This window comes from Pseudomonas libanensis (assembly GCF_001439685.1).
Lineage (GTDB): Bacteria > Pseudomonadota > Gammaproteobacteria > Pseudomonadales > Pseudomonadaceae > Aquipseudomonas > Aquipseudomonas libanensis.
Genome location: NZ_JYLH01000001.1, coordinates 233,543 through 250,155, shown reverse-complemented (window position 1 = coordinate 250,155; position 16,613 = coordinate 233,543). Strand labels below are relative to the sequence as shown.

General features: G+C 60.0%; 19 protein-coding genes and 1 tRNA gene. All 20 read left to right on the top strand.

Features of this window, described 5'->3' with window-relative positions; genetic code table 11:
• The first annotated feature begins 26 nt into the window (after nucleotides 1-26).
• The 20 genes from TU73_RS01080 (at nucleotide 27) to TU73_RS00990 (ending at nucleotide 16,611) form a co-directional block, all read left to right on the top strand.
• Nucleotides 27-2,249 carry an AsmA family protein gene (locus TU73_RS01080; RefSeq protein ID WP_057010601.1) on the top strand — a complete coding sequence of 741 codons (2,223 nt, stop codon included), beginning with the start codon at nucleotides 27-29 and terminating at the stop codon, nucleotides 2,247-2,249.
• Complete coding sequence (gene mutY, locus TU73_RS01075) at nucleotides 2,246-3,313, top strand: A/G-specific adenine glycosylase (RefSeq protein ID WP_057010600.1); 1,068 nt, start codon at nucleotides 2,246-2,248, stop codon at nucleotides 3,311-3,313. The genes TU73_RS01080 and mutY overlap by 4 nt, the downstream gene beginning before the upstream one ends.
• The gene (locus tag TU73_RS01070) at nucleotides 3,310-3,582 is read left to right on the top strand and encodes an oxidative damage protection protein (protein ID WP_057010599.1); all 273 of its coding nucleotides are present in this window, start codon (nucleotides 3,310-3,312) and stop codon (nucleotides 3,580-3,582) included. The genes mutY and TU73_RS01070 overlap by 4 nt, the downstream gene beginning before the upstream one ends.
• Before the next feature lie 103 nt (nucleotides 3,583-3,685).
• A tRNA-Phe gene (locus TU73_RS01065) sits at nucleotides 3,686-3,761 on the top strand.
• Between the two features lie 208 nt (nucleotides 3,762-3,969).
• A complete protein-coding gene (locus TU73_RS01060) occupies nucleotides 3,970-5,175 on the top strand; it encodes a tyrosine-type recombinase/integrase (protein ID WP_057010598.1) in 1,206 nt (401 codons plus the stop codon).
• A complete protein-coding gene (locus TU73_RS01055; protein ID WP_057010597.1) occupies nucleotides 5,175-6,167 on the top strand; it encodes a hypothetical protein in 993 nt (330 codons plus the stop codon). The genes TU73_RS01060 and TU73_RS01055 overlap by 1 nt, the downstream gene beginning before the upstream one ends.
• A gap of 231 nt (nucleotides 6,168-6,398) precedes the next feature.
• Nucleotides 6,399-6,605, top strand: a complete 207-nt coding sequence (locus TU73_RS01050; protein WP_057010596.1) for a helix-turn-helix transcriptional regulator — start codon at nucleotides 6,399-6,401, stop codon at nucleotides 6,603-6,605.
• A 1-nt stretch (nucleotide 6,606) separates the two neighbouring features.
• On the top strand, nucleotides 6,607-6,966 hold the full coding sequence (locus TU73_RS01045) for a hypothetical protein (RefSeq protein WP_057010595.1): 360 nt from the start codon (nucleotides 6,607-6,609) through the stop codon (nucleotides 6,964-6,966).
• A complete protein-coding gene (locus TU73_RS01040) occupies nucleotides 6,963-7,436 on the top strand; it encodes a Rha family transcriptional regulator (protein WP_057010594.1) in 474 nt (157 codons plus the stop codon). The genes TU73_RS01045 and TU73_RS01040 overlap by 4 nt, the downstream gene beginning before the upstream one ends.
• Before the next feature lie 472 nt (nucleotides 7,437-7,908).
• Nucleotides 7,909-8,163, top strand: a complete 255-nt coding sequence (locus TU73_RS01035) for a hypothetical protein (protein WP_057010593.1) — start codon at nucleotides 7,909-7,911, stop codon at nucleotides 8,161-8,163.
• The gene (locus TU73_RS01030) at nucleotides 8,160-8,420 is read left to right on the top strand and encodes a hypothetical protein (protein ID WP_057010592.1); all 261 of its coding nucleotides are present in this window, start codon (nucleotides 8,160-8,162) and stop codon (nucleotides 8,418-8,420) included. Before TU73_RS01035 ends, TU73_RS01030 begins: the two co-directional genes overlap by 4 nt.
• Nucleotides 8,417-8,632 carry a hypothetical protein gene (locus TU73_RS01025; RefSeq protein ID WP_057010591.1) on the top strand — a complete coding sequence of 72 codons (216 nt, stop codon included), beginning with the start codon at nucleotides 8,417-8,419 and terminating at the stop codon, nucleotides 8,630-8,632. The genes TU73_RS01030 and TU73_RS01025 overlap by 4 nt, the downstream gene beginning before the upstream one ends.
• Entirely contained in the window at nucleotides 8,629-9,126 is a 498-nt protein-coding gene (locus TU73_RS01020; protein ID WP_057010590.1) for a hypothetical protein, read from the top strand. The genes TU73_RS01025 and TU73_RS01020 overlap by 4 nt, the downstream gene beginning before the upstream one ends.
• 4 nt (nucleotides 9,127-9,130) lie before the next feature.
• Nucleotides 9,131-9,418, top strand: coding sequence for a hypothetical protein (locus TU73_RS29260; RefSeq protein WP_057010589.1), 288 nt, complete (start codon nucleotides 9,131-9,133; stop codon nucleotides 9,416-9,418).
• Complete coding sequence (locus tag TU73_RS01010) at nucleotides 9,411-9,635, top strand: hypothetical protein (protein WP_057010588.1); 225 nt, start codon at nucleotides 9,411-9,413, stop codon at nucleotides 9,633-9,635. The genes TU73_RS29260 and TU73_RS01010 overlap by 8 nt, the downstream gene beginning before the upstream one ends.
• Entirely contained in the window at nucleotides 9,632-10,513 is an 882-nt protein-coding gene (locus TU73_RS01005) for a toprim domain-containing protein (protein ID WP_057010587.1), read from the top strand. Before TU73_RS01010 ends, TU73_RS01005 begins: the two co-directional genes overlap by 4 nt.
• On the top strand, nucleotides 10,500-12,302 hold the full coding sequence (locus TU73_RS01000; protein WP_057010586.1) for a DUF927 domain-containing protein: 1,803 nt from the start codon (nucleotides 10,500-10,502) through the stop codon (nucleotides 12,300-12,302). Before TU73_RS01005 ends, TU73_RS01000 begins: the two co-directional genes overlap by 14 nt.
• A 336-nt stretch (nucleotides 12,303-12,638) precedes the next feature.
• On the top strand, nucleotides 12,639-12,953 hold the full coding sequence (locus TU73_RS29530; protein ID WP_082642534.1) for a hypothetical protein: 315 nt from the start codon (nucleotides 12,639-12,641) through the stop codon (nucleotides 12,951-12,953).
• Nucleotides 12,950-13,558, top strand: a complete 609-nt coding sequence (locus tag TU73_RS00995) for a hypothetical protein (protein ID WP_057010585.1) — start codon at nucleotides 12,950-12,952, stop codon at nucleotides 13,556-13,558. The genes TU73_RS29530 and TU73_RS00995 overlap by 4 nt, the downstream gene beginning before the upstream one ends.
• Nucleotides 13,559-13,665: 107 nt before the next feature.
• The gene (locus TU73_RS00990) at nucleotides 13,666-16,611 is read left to right on the top strand and encodes a phage tail tape measure protein (protein WP_057010584.1); all 2,946 of its coding nucleotides are present in this window, start codon (nucleotides 13,666-13,668) and stop codon (nucleotides 16,609-16,611) included.
• Nucleotides 16,612-16,613: the final 2 nt, after the last annotated feature.

The following is a 16,613-nucleotide window of genomic DNA, read 5'->3' as shown; positions in this document are numbered from 1 at the left end:
TGAAATCGACATACAAGGACTCGCCCATGAAAGCGTTCGGCAAAATCCTGGGTCTGGTACTTCTCGGGCTGTTGCTGATCATTGTGGCGCTCGGCTTTGCCCTGACCCACCTCTTCGATCCCAACGACTACAAAGAAGAAATTCGCCAGATAGCCCGCGACAAGGCCCACATCGAGCTGACGCTCAATGGCGATATCGGTTGGAGCCTGTTCCCCTGGCTGGGCCTGGAATTGCACGAGGCCAGCGTCGCGACCCTGACCGCACCGACCCAACCATTCGCCGATTTGCAGATGCTTGGCCTGTCTGTGCGCGTGCTGCCGCTGCTGCGCCGCGAAGTGCAAATGAGCGATGTGCGTGTCGAGGGCCTGAACCTGCGCCTGAACCGCGACAAGCAAGGCCATGGCAACTGGGAAGACATCGGCAAGAACGTACCCGATGCGACTGCCGAGGCCCCTGCAGCCGCGCCTGCGCCAGTGGAACCAGTGGCTGAAACCAAGCCGGAGAAACCGCCACAACCGATCCGCCTGGATATCGACAGCCTGACCATCAACAACGCCCGCGTCGAATACAACGATGAACAGACCGGCAAGCAATTCAGTGCCGAAAGCATCCAGCTCAGTGCCGGTGCGATCCACGAAGGCGCCAGCATTCCACTGAAACTCACCGCGTTCCTGGGCAGCAACCAGCCGCTGATGCGCGTCAAGACCGAGCTGAACGGCAACTTGCGCATCCAGCGTGCCCTCAAGCGCTACCAGTTCGAAGACATGCGCTTTAGCGGCGAAGCCACCGGCGAACCGTTGCAAGGCAAGACCGTGAGCTTCTCCACCCAGGGCCAACTGCTGGTGGACCTGGCGGCCAACGTCGCCGAATGGACCAACCTGAAACTCTCGGCCAACCAGTTGCGCGCCTTGGGCGAGCTCAAGGCCAACGACCTGGACAAGACCCCGCAAATCAGCGGCGCCCTGTCTGTCGCCCAGTTTGACCTGGCCAAGTTTCTCGACAGCATCGGCCACCCGCTGCCGGCCATGGCCCCGGGCAGCCTGAGCAAGGTCGAGCTGGTCAGCCGTCTGAAGGGCACGCCCACCAGCGTGGCCCTGGAAAACCTGAACCTGAAACTTGACGAAAGCACTTTCACTGGCCGCGTCGCTGTGGACGATTTCGCCAAGCAGTCCCTGCGTGTACAGCTCAAGGCCGATACCTTCAACGCCGACAATTACCTGCCGGCCAAATCCGAAGCGGCCAAAGGCGCAACCGCCGCACGCCAGGCCGAAGTGCAAAGCAGCGAAGCCGGCGCGATGGCAGCCGGGGGCAGCACGCCATTGCCGGACGCACCGACCAAAAGCGCCTGGAGCACGGACAAACTGCTGCAACTGACCCGCCTGCGCAGCCTGGATATCAACGCCGACCTGGCGTTCGGCCAACTCACCCTGAGCCAGCTGCCGATCCAGAACGCGGCGCTGAAAGCCTCGGGTATCGACGGCCAGCTCAAGCTCGACAGCCTGAGTGGCGGGCTCTACAACGGCACCTTCCAGGCCAACGGCACGCTCGATGTGCGCCAGGACCTCCCACTGCTCGCACTGCAAACCCAAATCAAGCAAGTGCCGGTGGAAAAGATCCTGCAAGCCCAAGGGAAAAACCCGCCAGTGAAGGGCCAGGTCACCCTGGACAGCAACCTGACTGGACGTGGCAACAGCCAGAAGGCGCTGATCGACAGCCTCAACGGTACCGCCAGCTTTGTGATCAATAACGGCGTACTGCTCAACGCCAACATCGAGCAACAGGTCTGCACCGGTATCGCCCTGCTCAACCGCAAGACTTTGAGCAGCACGCCACCAGGCAAGGACACACCCTTCCAGGAACTGCGCGGCAACCTGACGTTCCGTAACGGCGTGGCCAGCAACCCTGACCTGAAAGTGCGCATCCCGGGGCTGACAGTCAACGGCAACGGCGATGTCGACTTGCGCGTGCTGGGCATGGACTACCGCCTCGGCATCATCGTCGAAGGCGACCAGCGCGAGGTGCCAGACCCGGCCTGCCAGGTCGGCACCAACTTCCAGGGCATCGAAGTGCCGCTGCGCTGCCGCGGCCCACTGGAACTGGGTGCCAAGGCCTGCCGCCTGGACAAGGATGGCCTTGGCCAGGTCGCCCTCAAGGCTGCCGGCAATCGTCTTAACGAGAAGTTGGAAGAGAAGCTCGACAAGGTCAATCCAAAAATCAAGGACGCCTTGAAAGGTCTGTTCAACCGATGAGAGACGAGCAGTTTTCAGCGGCGGTACTCGATTGGTACGACCGCCACGGTCGCCATGACCTGCCCTGGCAGCAGGGCATCACGCCTTACCGGGTGTGGGTGTCGGAGATCATGCTGCAACAGACCCAGGTCAGCACCGTGCTCAATTACTTCGACCGGTTCATGGCGTCGCTGCCGACGGTCGAAGCCCTGGCCGCCGCACCGGAAGACGAAGTGCTGCACCTGTGGACAGGCCTGGGCTACTACACCCGGGCACGCAACCTGCAAAAGACCGCCAGGATCGTGGTGAACGAATACGGCGGCGAGTTTCCCCGCGATGTCGAAAAACTCACCGGGCTGCCTGGCATTGGGCTATCCACCGCTGGCGCGATTGCCAGCCTGAGCATGGGCCTGCGCGCGCCGATCCTCGATGGCAACGTCAAGCGCGTGCTGGCGCGTTTCACCGCGCAAGAGGGCTACCCTGGCGAACCCAAGGTAGCCAAACAACTATGGGCCACCGCAGAGCGCTTTACACCCCATACCCGCGTCAACGCCTATACCCAGGCGATGATGGACATGGGCGCCACCCTCTGCACCCGCAGCAAACCCAGCTGCCTGCTGTGCCCGCTGGAAAAAGGCTGCGAAGCCCATATGCTTGGGCTGGAGACACGCTACCCGATCCCCAAGCCGCGCAAGGTCATCCCACAGAAGCGTACGCTGATGCCGATGCTGGCGAACAGCGAGGGCGCGATTCTGCTCTACCGTCGCCCTTCCACGGGCTTGTGGGGCGGTTTGTGGAGCTTGCCGGAGCTGGACGACCTGGAAGACCTCGATCATTTGGCCAACCAGCACGCGCTGCAGCTGGGCAAGCATCAGGAACTCCCCGGGCTGGTCCACACTTTCAGCCACTTCCAGTTGGCCATCGAACCCTGGCTGGTCCAGGTCGAGGAATCCGCCCATCACGTGGCCGAGGCCGACTGGCTCTGGTATAACCTCGCCACCCCGCCGCGCCTGGGCCTTGCCGCCCCGGTGAAAACATTGCTCAAGCGCGCGGCCGACGTATTGAACGCAGGAGTTTCGCCATGACCCGCACCGTTATGTGCCGCAAGTACAAAGAAGAACTGCCAGCCCTGGAACGCCCTCCGTACCCAGGTGCCAAGGGCCAGGACATCTACGACCACGTCTCCGCCAAAGCCTGGGGCGACTGGTTGAAACACCAGACCCTGCTGATCAACGAAAAGCGCCTGAACATGATGAATGCCGAAGACCGTAAATACCTGGCAGGCGAAATGGACAAGTTCTTTTCCGGCGAGGAATACGCCAAGGCCGACGGCTACGTTCCACCTGCTCAATAATTGATCAAAAACCGGGGTCTGCACGTAAGCGACGGTAATAATTAAATATTTTTTGAAAACTTGCTTGACGACCCCCTGAAAAACCCGTTTAATGCGCCCCGTTGCCCAGATAGCTCAGTCGGTAGAGCAGGGGATTGAAAATCCCCGTGTCGGCGGTTCGATTCCGTCTCTGGGCACCACCTTTCGTTTTCAGGTGATGCCAAGCACACCTGAAAGCACACAAGAAACCCGCCTAGTGCGGGTTTTTTGCTTTCCACGGTTCCCAACCGTTCCCTTGTAAGCCCAAACATATGTGAGTAGATTCGTGAGTAGATCCAGTTCGGTCTAGAAATCTACTCACACCAGAGCGGCAACACGCCCGCCTGGTGCGGCTTGCAAGGAGGCTGCGTGCCACTCTCAGATACCACCATCCGTACCGCCAAGCCGAAGGACAAGCTGTATCGGCTGACTGACGCCAATGGCCTATGCCTTGAGGTCACCTCTACGGGATCAAAGCTCTGGCGCTACCGCTACCGCTTCAACGGCAGCGCGAAGATGCTGGCGCTCGGCGCATACCCAGCGGTCACCCTGCTGAAAGCTCGTCAGCTTCGCGATGGGGCTCGCCAGCTACTGATTGAAGGCACTGACCCCGGCGAGCAGAAGAAAACCGCCAAACAAGCGCAGAAGGTCGATGGGCTGACCTTCGAAACGCTAGCGCGTGAGTGGTTTGCCTATAACGCCCCTCGATGGGCAGAGAGCACAACCTACAAGGCCAAGCTGTACCTGGAGAATGATTTGATTCCAGGTATCGGTTCTCGCCCTGTAAAAGCGATCACCCGGCCCGATCTGGTAGAGCTGGTGCGCAAAGTAGAGGCCAGGGGCACGCTCAATGCCGCCGGCAAGATCCGCCAATGGCTACACCAGATATTTCGGTACGGACTGGCCAAGGGCGTCGTAGACGCCAATCCAGCTACGGATCTGAGCGTGGTAGCAGCGCCACCGAAAGCTGCCCGCCATCATCCGCACGTCACCTTTGCTGAACTCCCAGAGCTGCTGGCCAAGAGCGAGGCCGCGAATATCCACTCGCTGACCCGGCACGCCATCCGCCTGCTGACACTAACGGCCGTTCGCCCGGGCGAGCTTCGCCAAGCCCCCTGGGCAGAGTTCGACTTGGAGCGCGCAACCTGGACAATTCCAGCCGAACGCATGAAAGCCCGCCGCCCTCACATCGTCCCGCTCCCCCGCCAGGCTGTTGCGATCCTGCGCCAGCTTCAAGAGGTCACCGGGCGATATGAGCTCGTGTTTGCTGGCGCCAACCCTCAGCGCCCTATGAGTGAAAACACCGTCAACAAAGCACTTCGCCTTATGGGCTACGAAGGGCGTCAGACCGGCCACGGGTTCCGCCACTTGTTGAGTACCGAACTTAACGGGCGGGGATACAACAAGGATTGGATTGAACGCCAGCTTGCCCATGGTGATACCGACGAAATTCGCGGCACCTACAATCACGCGGCCTATGTCGAGCAGCGCCGGGAAATGATGCAAGCGTGGGCTGACTCGATAGATGCGCTATGCGCTGGCGCTAACGTGGTGAGCATGAGGCGTGCGAAATAATGATTCTTGACTGGCGCGAGCGAGAAAAAAAAGAGCGGGAAATCAAAAATAAGATAAGCAGCCTTAGACCGGAAGAGCTGGAATTTATCGACAGCAAAATCAGCGAACATTTGAAAAACCGCCTAAGAAGATGGGCGGCAAATCGCTGGTGGAGACTGTTCGGGTCGCAAGGGCATAGCCTGGAGACTCTGGAGGATGAATCCAGATTCATTGAATCACTGGACAAGGTTTTTACTTTCCCAGCCCCTAGCCACCTCATAGCCCAGCCGTCGCACGCGAGACAGGAATACACCACAAAGGAAACAACGAAGCGTGGCGTGTTTCAGACCATCACATTTTACGGCCCGCCTGTTGGCCGTCTTTTGGAACTGATGCTTTACGGCTTTTTTGAATTCAACGGTAAGTGGATTTTTATTAATAGGTCGGGCCAATTCCCTAACGGAGAGAAGGCTCCCGATCAATGGCATGTAATGAGCGAAGGCACTCAGCCCTCAGACAGACTTGGCGTACGCATAACTGTTGCGATCAGGATCTGTCAGGGCAGGAAACATCACTACCCGCCCCCGAGCGCCGTTTTTTCGAGCCTGCCAACGACAGCCAAAGAACACTTCGCAGACGGATTCAAGGCACCGCTAGCACATGAAGATTGGCTGGACTGGCTAGCAAATGAGGTTTGCCATCATCCGTTTGATTCAACGCCAACTACTGTTGATCTGGCTGGCGACTATCCGCTAGACAGCCATCCACTGATGGACTTAATCGCCAACGGTAAGCGCATCAGCGGCACACGAGTGGAGCCAGTCAATGGCAACTACTTCGACTGCCGACCCGACAACCTTGCCAGCCGATCAAGCCGAGGCCGCAAGATGAAATGCAACTCATGCCGAAAACCTACGACTGCCAAAGAATCGGACAGAGTTAAAGACTCCACGGGCTCGACATTCAGAGTTTGCCGTGCCTGTCAGGCGTGGGCTGGGAGGCAGCGATCCTAAGATACGTTTGAAGACTAATGGGACGATTAGGGTATTGCGAAGAATGATGGGGATAAAGTATATTTGGCCCTAGTGTGTGGTAATTGCATCAAAGACATAGACAGCCGGCCCGAAAGCCGGTTTTTTTTCGCCTGAACATTTACCCTCACCCTCTAGAACCCCGCCACCTGAGCGGGGTTTTTCATTTTTGGCCCGCCACCGTGCGGGCTTTTTTGTGCCCGGAGAAAAGCCATGAGTGTTAATACCCTTCGTCGTTTTATCAAACTGGCCGAAGTCAGAGCTCTAACGACCCTTTCGACATCTGAGATCTACCGGCGCGTTGCGGCCGACATCTTCCCCAAGCAAGTGACGCTTGGGCCGAAGTCTGTTGTCTGGATCGAATCCGAGGTGCTTGCCTGGTGCGAGGCACGTATCACTGAAAGCCGCGAGGTGGCCTGAAATGAAAAAGGCCACGATCCCCAAAGAGAAACGCAGCCTGTCGCAAGGCAATACTACCATCGGCACCGCTAAAGCGCCGACGAAGATCAGCCGCGTCCTTGCATATTTGCTCCAGGATCGCAGCCTCAACCGCTTCGAGGCCGAGCGCCTGGGCGATCATTGCCTCCACAGCACAATCAGCAGCTTGACCCACGGCTACGGTCTGAATTTCGCCCGCAAGTCCGAGCGCGTGCCGAACCACTGGGGGCTGCCTTGTCAGGTAACTCGCTACAGCCTTCCATTGAGTGAGCGTAAGCGCGCCAGCAATGTCTTGAAGATACTTTGCAATATTGCTGCGGCTAAACGTGAGGTGGCAGCATGAACAAGATTAGATTGACGCTGATCAAGGACGAACCTCGCGTGGACAGCCGACTGCTGGCCGAACAGCTACAAAACCAACACAAAAACTCTATGGCTCTGATCGAGCGATACTCCGAAAAATTTAAAGAGTTCGGCTTGCTGGCGTTTGAAACGGAGGCAAGGCCAGTCGGCCAGCATGGCGGTGGTGACGTGCGCTTCGCGCTTCTGAACGAAGATCAAGCCTTCTTTCTGTTGGCGCTATCCCGCAATACCGACCGCGTTGTGGGGCTGAAAGCGAGTCTGATCATGGCGTTCCGCGAAGCGCGTTATGGGCACGCCAGCCAAACGCTTGAGGCCCGCAAGAAAGAAGCCAGCACCAGCGGTCGCCGCCTGGCCCACTGGCGCTATGACAAGCCTGGCGTATATGCCCATGTCGCCCATTTGAGGGAACAACTGAAGCTGCCGATCGATCTAGAGGACTTGCGCCCATGATCGCCACGCTCATGTTTGACGATGAACGGTCGATAAGTTTCCTTGCCAGCATTAACGCTCGTCGGTATGGTTCGCTGGTCGCTGCAAATTCAGCGACCGGGCTTGGTAACCCGTTGAACGTTAGGCGCAACAGCGCCCCCATTACGATTGCAGGCGCTTTTTTTACGCCCGCAAATCCGTTTTATGGCGGCTGTGCGTGGGAGGCATTCGTGCCTGCCGGGTTCCTAACGTCCCGGTTTACCAACCTGCGCACAGCTGCCACCCATTCGCTTGGTAACGAACGTGGCAGCTCCTCAAATACGTTAGGAGCTCCACCTATGCACGCCCTAAATCCGTCCGCAATTCGCGCATACGCTCACCGCCGCATGGCCCTGAGTGCCCTTCGCGCAAAATCGTCCCTTTCCGTCCGCCTCGCCCGCTACAACGCCCACATGGATATCGTCCGTACCCTTGAAGCCGCAGGGGGTGCGCAATGACTACTACCGCCCGCACAACGACTGCGATCGCACGCGACGCTCTCGACCAACTCGCAGTTTGCAAAGAGACCTTGCGCCAGCTCGAAGCATTGTTCTGGAGCATCAAGACGGAAACCCGCAGCAGCTCCCAGTCGAAGTTAGCTGCGGTGGGCGCCTTCGTCTCGCTCGACATAGGCGACTTAGTTGATGGCACCGTGTCGGAGTGGAGCAAGGAACTGGATGACCTTGAAGACGCAGGGGGTGCCGAATGAGCGCCAAACCAAAGGCATCTGCCTACAAACAGATCGCAGACGAGGCAGTATTCCAGCTGGCGTGCGGCAAAGAGTTCGCCAGCTGGATGGCTGCGCTGATGACCGCTATCCGGGACGACCATAAGCACTCTGACGGAAGGAACTCTGCAGGCCTCGCTGAGCTAGGGGTATATCTGGCCGACGCCCACCTGGCCGACGTAGAGCGCAGTGTCGATGATATCAACGGGAGCCTGTCGAGCCTCGGAGGTGCGCAATGAGCCAGTCCCCCCACATCAATACAAATGTCATAGACGATCTACGAGACGCGCAGGACATTCTGGCCTTGCTGGCGCTGTCTTTGGCGCTTATCGCGTCCCCTTCGACTCACATACTGGTTGCACGCGTGACCGCTGTATTCGCTCAACACACCGCCATAGCCTGGGCCGAACTGCTCGGCGATGTAATTGCAGATCAGGAGGCCGCCCAATGATCCAGCCAATGACATTCAAGCGCCGCAGAACTCTCCCAGTTCACCGGCTCCCATATGTGGGTGACAGTTACTGCTCGGGAGCGAATGGTCGTATCGGATACTGGGACGTTCCACTCACTGGAGGCTATAGCGGTGGATGGAAGACAGGCGGCGCGCTCGCCATGATCGCGCTCAAGCATCTGAGCAACTACAACCAGCGTATCGATGGTGATCACCTCAAATACATCGCATCGTCATGGATAGAACTCGCCAGCAAGGCATCCCCTGACGAGCTGGAGACGCTCAGGGCTCAGGTGCTGGGGTTCATGGCAGAGGTTGGGAAGTTTGCCGAGGCCGCCGCCGTAGGTTCACGCTTGAGGCTTGCCAAGGTCGACGACAAAGCAGAGCTCAAAAAGGCAAATGAAGGCCTAGGTTTCAAGGCTCCAGAGCGGAAAAGATCATCGCCAATCAGCGACGACACAACCAGTTCCGTCGCTGACTCGATAAAGGCTTAAGACCATGAAAATTCAAAACGACGCATCAGCGTCGACGGGATCGGCTTGCCCCAAGAAAGCCACCCAGCTGTTTTACGTAACGCACCCAAAGGTGACCAAGGCGCTATTGGGGCCATTCCTGACCGAGGCTGACGCCGAGTGCGGACGCGTTGTTATGCGCAGTGCTGAGGCCCAGGTGACGGCGTGCCTGGTCGATGTAATTGACGACTTCACGCACTGGCACGCGGTGAATAACGGCCAAGTATGCCGGGCATTCGCTGGCGCTGATCGCCGGGAGGTAAGCCGTGGATAACGTCATTCCATTCGACCCCGACAGTCAAATCGTGCGCGACGATCAACCGCCGCATATAGACCCGTACAGCTTCACCTTGCTGATCGGCGTCTTTAACGACCTGACGGCTTATCGCGAAAGCGAGCCAAACCGCGAACGCGCCGCCCTGATGCGCAAGACGGCTACCAAGCTCAACGCCGTGTTGGCTCGGTTTGAGCCGCCACAGGGGGCCGCATGACGAACGCAACGATCCTATTCCGCGATGCGCTCCAGGCCGTCTATGGCCCTCTCGATTGGCTACCAGAGCCCGACGGTGCAATCCACCGGTTCCGTGTGCCGGAGGATAAGCCTGGCTCGCTCAACGGCTGGTATGTGCTGTACCTGGACGGCATTGCATCCGGCGCGTTCGGCAGTTGGAAAGCCGGCGGCGCCAGCACCTGGTGTAGTCGCGAACCGGTGGACGCCCGCGAAGCGGCCCAGATCCGCGAGCGAGTTGACCAGGCCCGGCGCCAGCGCGAAGCCGAGCAGCACCGGCGCCAGCAGCAGGCGGCCGAGAAGGCTAACCACTGGTGGCGCAATGCGCGTCGCGCCTCACCCGACCACCAGTATCTGATAGCCAAGGCGGTTCGCTCCTACGGCCTGCGCCAGCGTGGCGCTGACCTGCTGATCCCGCTGTACCTGGATGGGCGTTTGGTCAACCTGCAAAGGATCGGGCCGGACGGCGACAAGCGCTTCCTGTTCGGCGGCCGGATCAAGGGCACCTATTCGCCGCTGGGCATCATCGAGCCAGGTTCTGTGCTTTGCATCTGCGAAGGGTGGGCGACGGCCGCCAGCCTCCACCAGCACGGCGGCTATGTCGTTGCCGCTGCCATGAACGCGGGCAACTTGCTCCCGGCCGCGATGGCACTTCGCGCTCGCTATCCGGGCCAGCCAATCGTCATCGCCGGCGACGACGACCGGCTCACCGATGGCAACCCGGGGCGCGCAGCGGCAAACGCAGCGGCGGCGGCCGTGGGTGGCCAAGTGGCATTCCCCGAGTGGCCAGAAGGCGCCCCCGATGAACTCACCGACTTCAACGACCTCGCCAACTGGAAACTCGCCCATGTCCAAGCCTGACACCAACGTGATCAACCTTCGGCCGGACGCCGCGACCATTGCGCCAGATCGCCCGTGCTGGGCGGTGTATGAGCAATGGGTGATCAATGAGAAGGGTCGCAAACTGCGCCCGGGCGTTTACTGGCATAGCTTCAAGCGCGCCGCCGCTGACCAGGATGACGCCGAGGGCGATACCGGCGACCGGCCTATCACTGATGAGTGGATTTCCAGCCCCGTCACCGTCGTCGCCCGCACCACCAACAGCGACGATGGCAGCGAAGGCCGTTTGCTGCGTCTGGTCACAGAGGGCGGCATCAAGGAATGGATCATCGCCATGGAAGTGTTCGGCGGCAGCGGCGAGGACGCCCGCCGCGCATTGTTCGGGATGGGCGTCATCATTGCCCTGAAGAAGCGCGGCACGTTCATGGAGTACTTGCTCGACCAGCATCCTGCAGAAGTGTTTGCCACCACCAGCCGGCCGGGCTGGCATGAATCGGGAGCGTTCGTGCTGCCTGGGCGAACCATCGGCAGCGCCAATGTGCGGTACCAGGCCAGCAACAAGGCTCAGGTACTTTTCAGCCGCCGCGGCGAGCTGGCGCTGTGGCAATCGGAGGTGGCCGCCAAGTGCGCGGGTAACCCCGTACTGACACTGGCGATCGGGTGCTCACTGGCTGGCCCATTACTGAGTTTGGTGGGCGTGCTGGGCGGTGGTGTTCACTTGGTTGGCGATAGCTCGAGCGGTAAGTCGCTGGCGCAACTGATCGGTTCGTCGGTATGGGGCGACCCGGGCGTGTTCGCCGCCAGTTGGGACATGACCAAGGGCGGCCTGGAGATCGAAGCGTCTAGCCGCAATGACACCATCCTGCCCTTGGATGAGATCAAGCGTGCTGATCCCAAGCGCGTACAGGAAATGGCCTATTCCCTCGCCAACGGCCAGGGCAAAGGCACCATGACCCGCGAGCGCGAAGGCCGCGCCAAATTGAGCTGGCGCCTGCTGACACTCTCCAGCGGCGAGCGCTCACTCTCTGAACACGCGGCCATATCCGGCAATGCCGCCCACGCTGGCGCCGAGTTGCGCATGGTCGACGTGAACGCCGGTACCCGCACACACCGGGCCTTCGACGAATTGCACGGGCTTGAGGGGGCAGACTTTCACCGCCAGCTCACCGTAGCGGTAGGCGCCCACCACGGCCATCTTGGCCCAGCATTTGTGGAGCGCCTGGTCGCCGACGACGATAAGCCCGGGCTGCTCAGTGACTTTGACGGCATCCGCGCCCAGTTCGTCGAGGACAACGCCCAGGCCGGCCGCGTGGCTGACCGGTTCGCCGTGATCGCGCTGGCGGGCGAGATGGCCATCGCCTACGGCCTGCTGCCATGGGAGCCGGGCACCGCCCTCTCCGACTGCCGCTTGCTCTACGGGGAATGGCTTTCCCGTGTAGGCGGAGGCAACGCAGAAGACCGACAGATCCTGGCCGGCATCATCGACTTTATCGACAAGCACGGCAGCAGCCGATTCTCTGATGTCGACGCCGCGGAGGTGGACGCCAAGGTATTCAACCGCGCCGGGTACTGGGAGCTAGTGGCCGGCAAGCGGCTCTACTTGTTCAACAAGTCGGCACTGATCGAGGCAGCCCATGGCTTCGGCCTCACTCGCGTGGTCAAGGCACTGGAGGTTGGCGGGGCCCTGGCCAAGCGCGATACCGATCGGGACAGCCGCAAAACCAAGAAGTACCGCATCCCCGCCGGCGGCTCTGCCCGACTGTACGTCATTGATCCAGAAGCGCTAGACAGCGAGGGAGGTGCGGTATGACCCCCATCACCACCGGCGCCGAACGCCAGAGTTCACAGGAACCTATAAACGTGGGGAACAGGGGGAACGGGGGAACAGCCAGTAAAACCGTGGGCTGTGGCCGTTCCCCTTTATTGAATGTATGGGGAACAGGGGGAACACAAACATGTTTTTGAATATAAGCGTGTCTGCGTTTTCCAGAATTTGGTTATCACTGTTCCCCACAAAAAAAAGCGGGGAACAGAAACCCCCTCTGAAAGCCCCGGAAACATTGGCTGTTCCCACTGTTCCCCCGTTCCCCCGTTTTTTTTCTAGAGACACATATGAGCAATGGGGCAATCAGGCCGAGGTGAGGCCATGAGTCTCCTTTCCGGCCTGCTCGATCACATGCCCCCATCCATTGCAGGTATCGCCTCTCCAATTTCCGGAAGTCGCCCTGAAGTTCGTCAGCGCCAGATGGTGGCCAGCCCAGCCGAACGCGCCCACCGGCTCACCATAAGCGCCCACGCAAGCGCCGCCACTGCCACGCCAGAATGGCGACAGGCCCGTGACCAGTACCTCAACCACATCATGGTTTGTCGGAGCTGCTACGCGCCCACAGGCCGACATTGCACTGCTGGCGCTTCCTTGCGCGCCAACTATGACAACACGCCCATGGAGGCGCACCAATGACGCCAAGCCTTATCACCCGCTTGTGCAACATCGCTTTGAAACCCGGCATCAGCGCCAGCACGCAACTCATCACAACCCGGCGGATATGTCGCGCCATTGCTGACCAGCTCGACGTTATCAGCGGTGAACGGCTAGCCCTGCGCCGGCAAGCGGGAAAGCTGAAAGCGTTTCTCCCCTTCACTCGGCAGGCCATTGCGGAATTGGAGGAGCGGGCCCGCGAACACCAGGAGGCTGCCCGCAGCGGAGCGTGGAGCGCACTTGCGGGGTTTGGACAATCACTGATGTTCGATCGTGAGGGGCTGGCGCAGGCGCTGGGCTTCGACCAGATGTGCGACCTGCTGGGCGTCAATCCGGTACATCGAGGGCAGGCCATTGCAGACGGCGACACCAGCCTTGGAGGCGTGGCCTACCTATCCCAGCTGGAGGACAGCGCCGACCGTAAGAGCGACGAATGGGGCGCAGGTGGTCCGCTGTATCAAGCCTGCCATGCCGCCACGATCAGGTTTATCAGGGAGTGCCCTGAAGACCAACTGCCCGATCCATTCGCCCCTGGTGCGCCGTTCGGCCCAAAGCTGCCGCCCGCCCTGAGCATCGTCGGCAAATAACCATTTTCCGCGCCACGTTTTGCGAATCACGAAAACGTGGCGCGGCTCAGTGCAACACCAGCGGGCGAAGGCCCATCAATGGCGCCAAGGCGCCGAAGGAGTAACGCATGACATCAATTGCAGAACTCGGCATCAGGGTCGACTCGACCGATGCCGCCCAGGCCGGGGCGGACCTGGACAAACTCACGGCGGCGGGCGGCCGCGCAGAGAAAGCCGCGGAAGGCGTAGCAAAGGGAGCGGACAAGGCCTCAGCATCGATCAAAAAGCAGAAGGACGAACTGTCCGACCTGCTGGGCGAGATCGACCCTACAGTCAAGGCTCTCGGTCGCTTGGATGAGCTCGAGACGAAGCTGTCCAAGCAAAAGAAGCTCGGCGCGCTGGACGCCTCCACCTTCAGCGAGTACCAGGGCAAGATCGACCAGTCCCGGGCGAACCTTGGCAGATTCGACGACAGTCTTACTCGGACTGGCAACACAGCAAAGCAGACGGCAGCAGCTCTGCGCGGTGTGCCGGCACAGTTCACTGACATTGCCGTGTCACTTCAGGGCGGCCAGGCGCCGCTGACAGTACTGCTCCAGCAAGGTGGACAGTTGAAAGATATGTTCGGCGGCGTCGCGCCGGCGGCGAAAGCCCTGGGCGGATATGTTGCCGGCTTGATAAACCCTTTCACTGCCGCCGCAGCCGCCGTTTCTGTTCTCGGCCTTGCCTATTACAAAGGCAGCAAAGAGGCTGATGCCTACAAGGAGGCGCTGATCCTAAGTGGAAACGCTGCTGGTACGAGCGCTTCACAGCTGGCCGTCATGGCTCAGCAGGTAAGTTCGACAGTCGGGACGACCGGAGCTGCTGCTGAGGTGCTCGCAAAGCTGGCGGGTAACGGGAAGATTGCCAGCGGCAGTTTCGAGCTGATCACCACAGCAGCTCTTCAAATGGAGCGAGCAACAGGGCGCTCTATTGATGAGACCGTCGCGGAGTTTGCCAAAATCGCCAAGGACCCGGTCGCCGCCGCCAAAGAGCTCAACGACCAATATCACTTCCTCACCGCGTCGGTGTATGCGCAGATCGTAGCCCTCAAGGAGCAGGGTGACACTGTCGGCGCGGCAAATCTGCTGACCGACACGTACGCCAGCACCGTCGCCACCCGGGCGGGGCAAATAACGCAAAACCTGGGATATATACAGCGTGGATGGAACGAGATTCGTGATGCCGCGAAAGGCGCTCTCGACGCGACCTACGATATAGGTCGCGACAAAACTCTCCAAGAGCAGGTGGACGACCTCAAGGCCAAGCTGACAGGGTCGGCGGCCTATGATGTTGGCGGCCTCAGGATGAACGCTGGCGCTGTAAGCCCGAAAGAGCGAGCAGATATCCAGGAGCAGATCCGCCTCAAAGAAATCTACATCGAGATTGAAAAGAGGCAGAACAAGTACGCCGGCGACCGGCAGAAGATCCAGGACAAGGGCATCGAGGCCGAGCAGGATCTTGAGCGCATCCGCATTGCGTCGTACAGCAACAAGCAGAAGCGCGACAAGGAAGAGGAATCCTACCTTCGCAAGATCTCAGCATTGCGTGAGGCGAATCCAAACAGCCCACTGCTTGACCAGAAGAACATTGATCGCGATCTGAAAAACATCCGCGACAAGTACAAGGACCCGAAGGGGGCAAGCACGCCTGTCGACCTGACCTCGTTCAACGACTCGAAAAACCAGCTCAACGCAGTGCTCAGCTACTACAAGAGCGCGGACAAGGAACTGGAAGCGGCGCAGAAAGCCGGGATCATCTCCCAGGAGAGCTACACGGCTCAACGCGTGGCATTGCTCCAGCAGCAGGCGTCCGAGGTCAAATCCTCCTACGAGGCCGAGATCGCGGCGCTTGAGGGTGCCAAGGGCAAGGCCGGCACTTCGGCTGCCCAGCGCATCCAGCTGGACCAGAAGATCGCCGACGCCCGGGCCAACATGGTCAAGGCGCAGCAGGAATCGGATAGCGAGCTGAAGGTAATAGACCTGGAAGAAACTGGGCGGCTGGCGCGGAAAACCGCCGCGACCGAGGCATACGTTGATCAGTTGGAGCGACAGCGCCGTGCGCTTTCTCTGTCGGGCGACAGGGCTGCGGCCTCTCTTGGCATGGGCGACCGTGAAGCTGGGCGAGAGCGCGACCTGGACGCCTCCAGAGATCGGTTCAACGAGGAGCGCGCCAAGCTGCTGGATCGACGCAAGACCGCTCCGGACAAGTACAGCCAGGCGGATTACGAAAAGGATCTGGCAAGCCTGGAGTCGGCCGAGGGCAAGTATCGCGACACTGTGCTGGAGAACTACGACAAAATATCCGAGGCGCAAGCGGACTGGCGCAAGGGCGCTACGTCGGGTTTCAGAACCTATCTGGAGTCTGCGAGAGACCTTTCTGGCCAAGCAAAGTCCCTGGTGACCGGGGCTTTTGGCGAGATGGAAGACTCCCTTGCCAACTTCGCCACCTCCGGCAAACTATCTTTCTCCGACTTCACCAAATCCATAATCTCGGATATGGCACGAATTGCCACCCGGCAAGCGGCATCGGGATTGCTGTCCAGCTTCGCAGGCACAGCACTGGGATCCTGGCTTGGGGGTGGAGGCGGCGCGTCTACCAGTTTCGGCTCCAGCATCGGCAGCGCCATCACGGCAAACGCCAAGGGCGGCGTGTACGACTCGCCAAGCCTGTCGAGCTTCAGCAACCAGGTTCACGACAAGCCGCAGATGTTCGCCTTCGCGAAGGGCGCGGGCATCTTCGCCGAAGCCGGGCCAGAGGCGATCATGCCCCTGACCAGGACGGCGGGCGGCGAGCTTGGTGTACGCGCGCTGGGCGGTGGCGGCGGGGGAAGCGGTGGCAACACCGAGTCGAAGACGGAGGTCACAATCAACATCAATCGAGATGGATCTGGCGATGCGACCGCAGACACAGCAATGGGTAAGAGTCTGGCGCCGCAGTTCCTCACTTTGATCCGGGCTGAGATCGCAGCAAATGAACGCAGAACGTTGAGCCCCAGCGGTGGCGCAACGTGGCGAATAATCAACGGGAGATAATC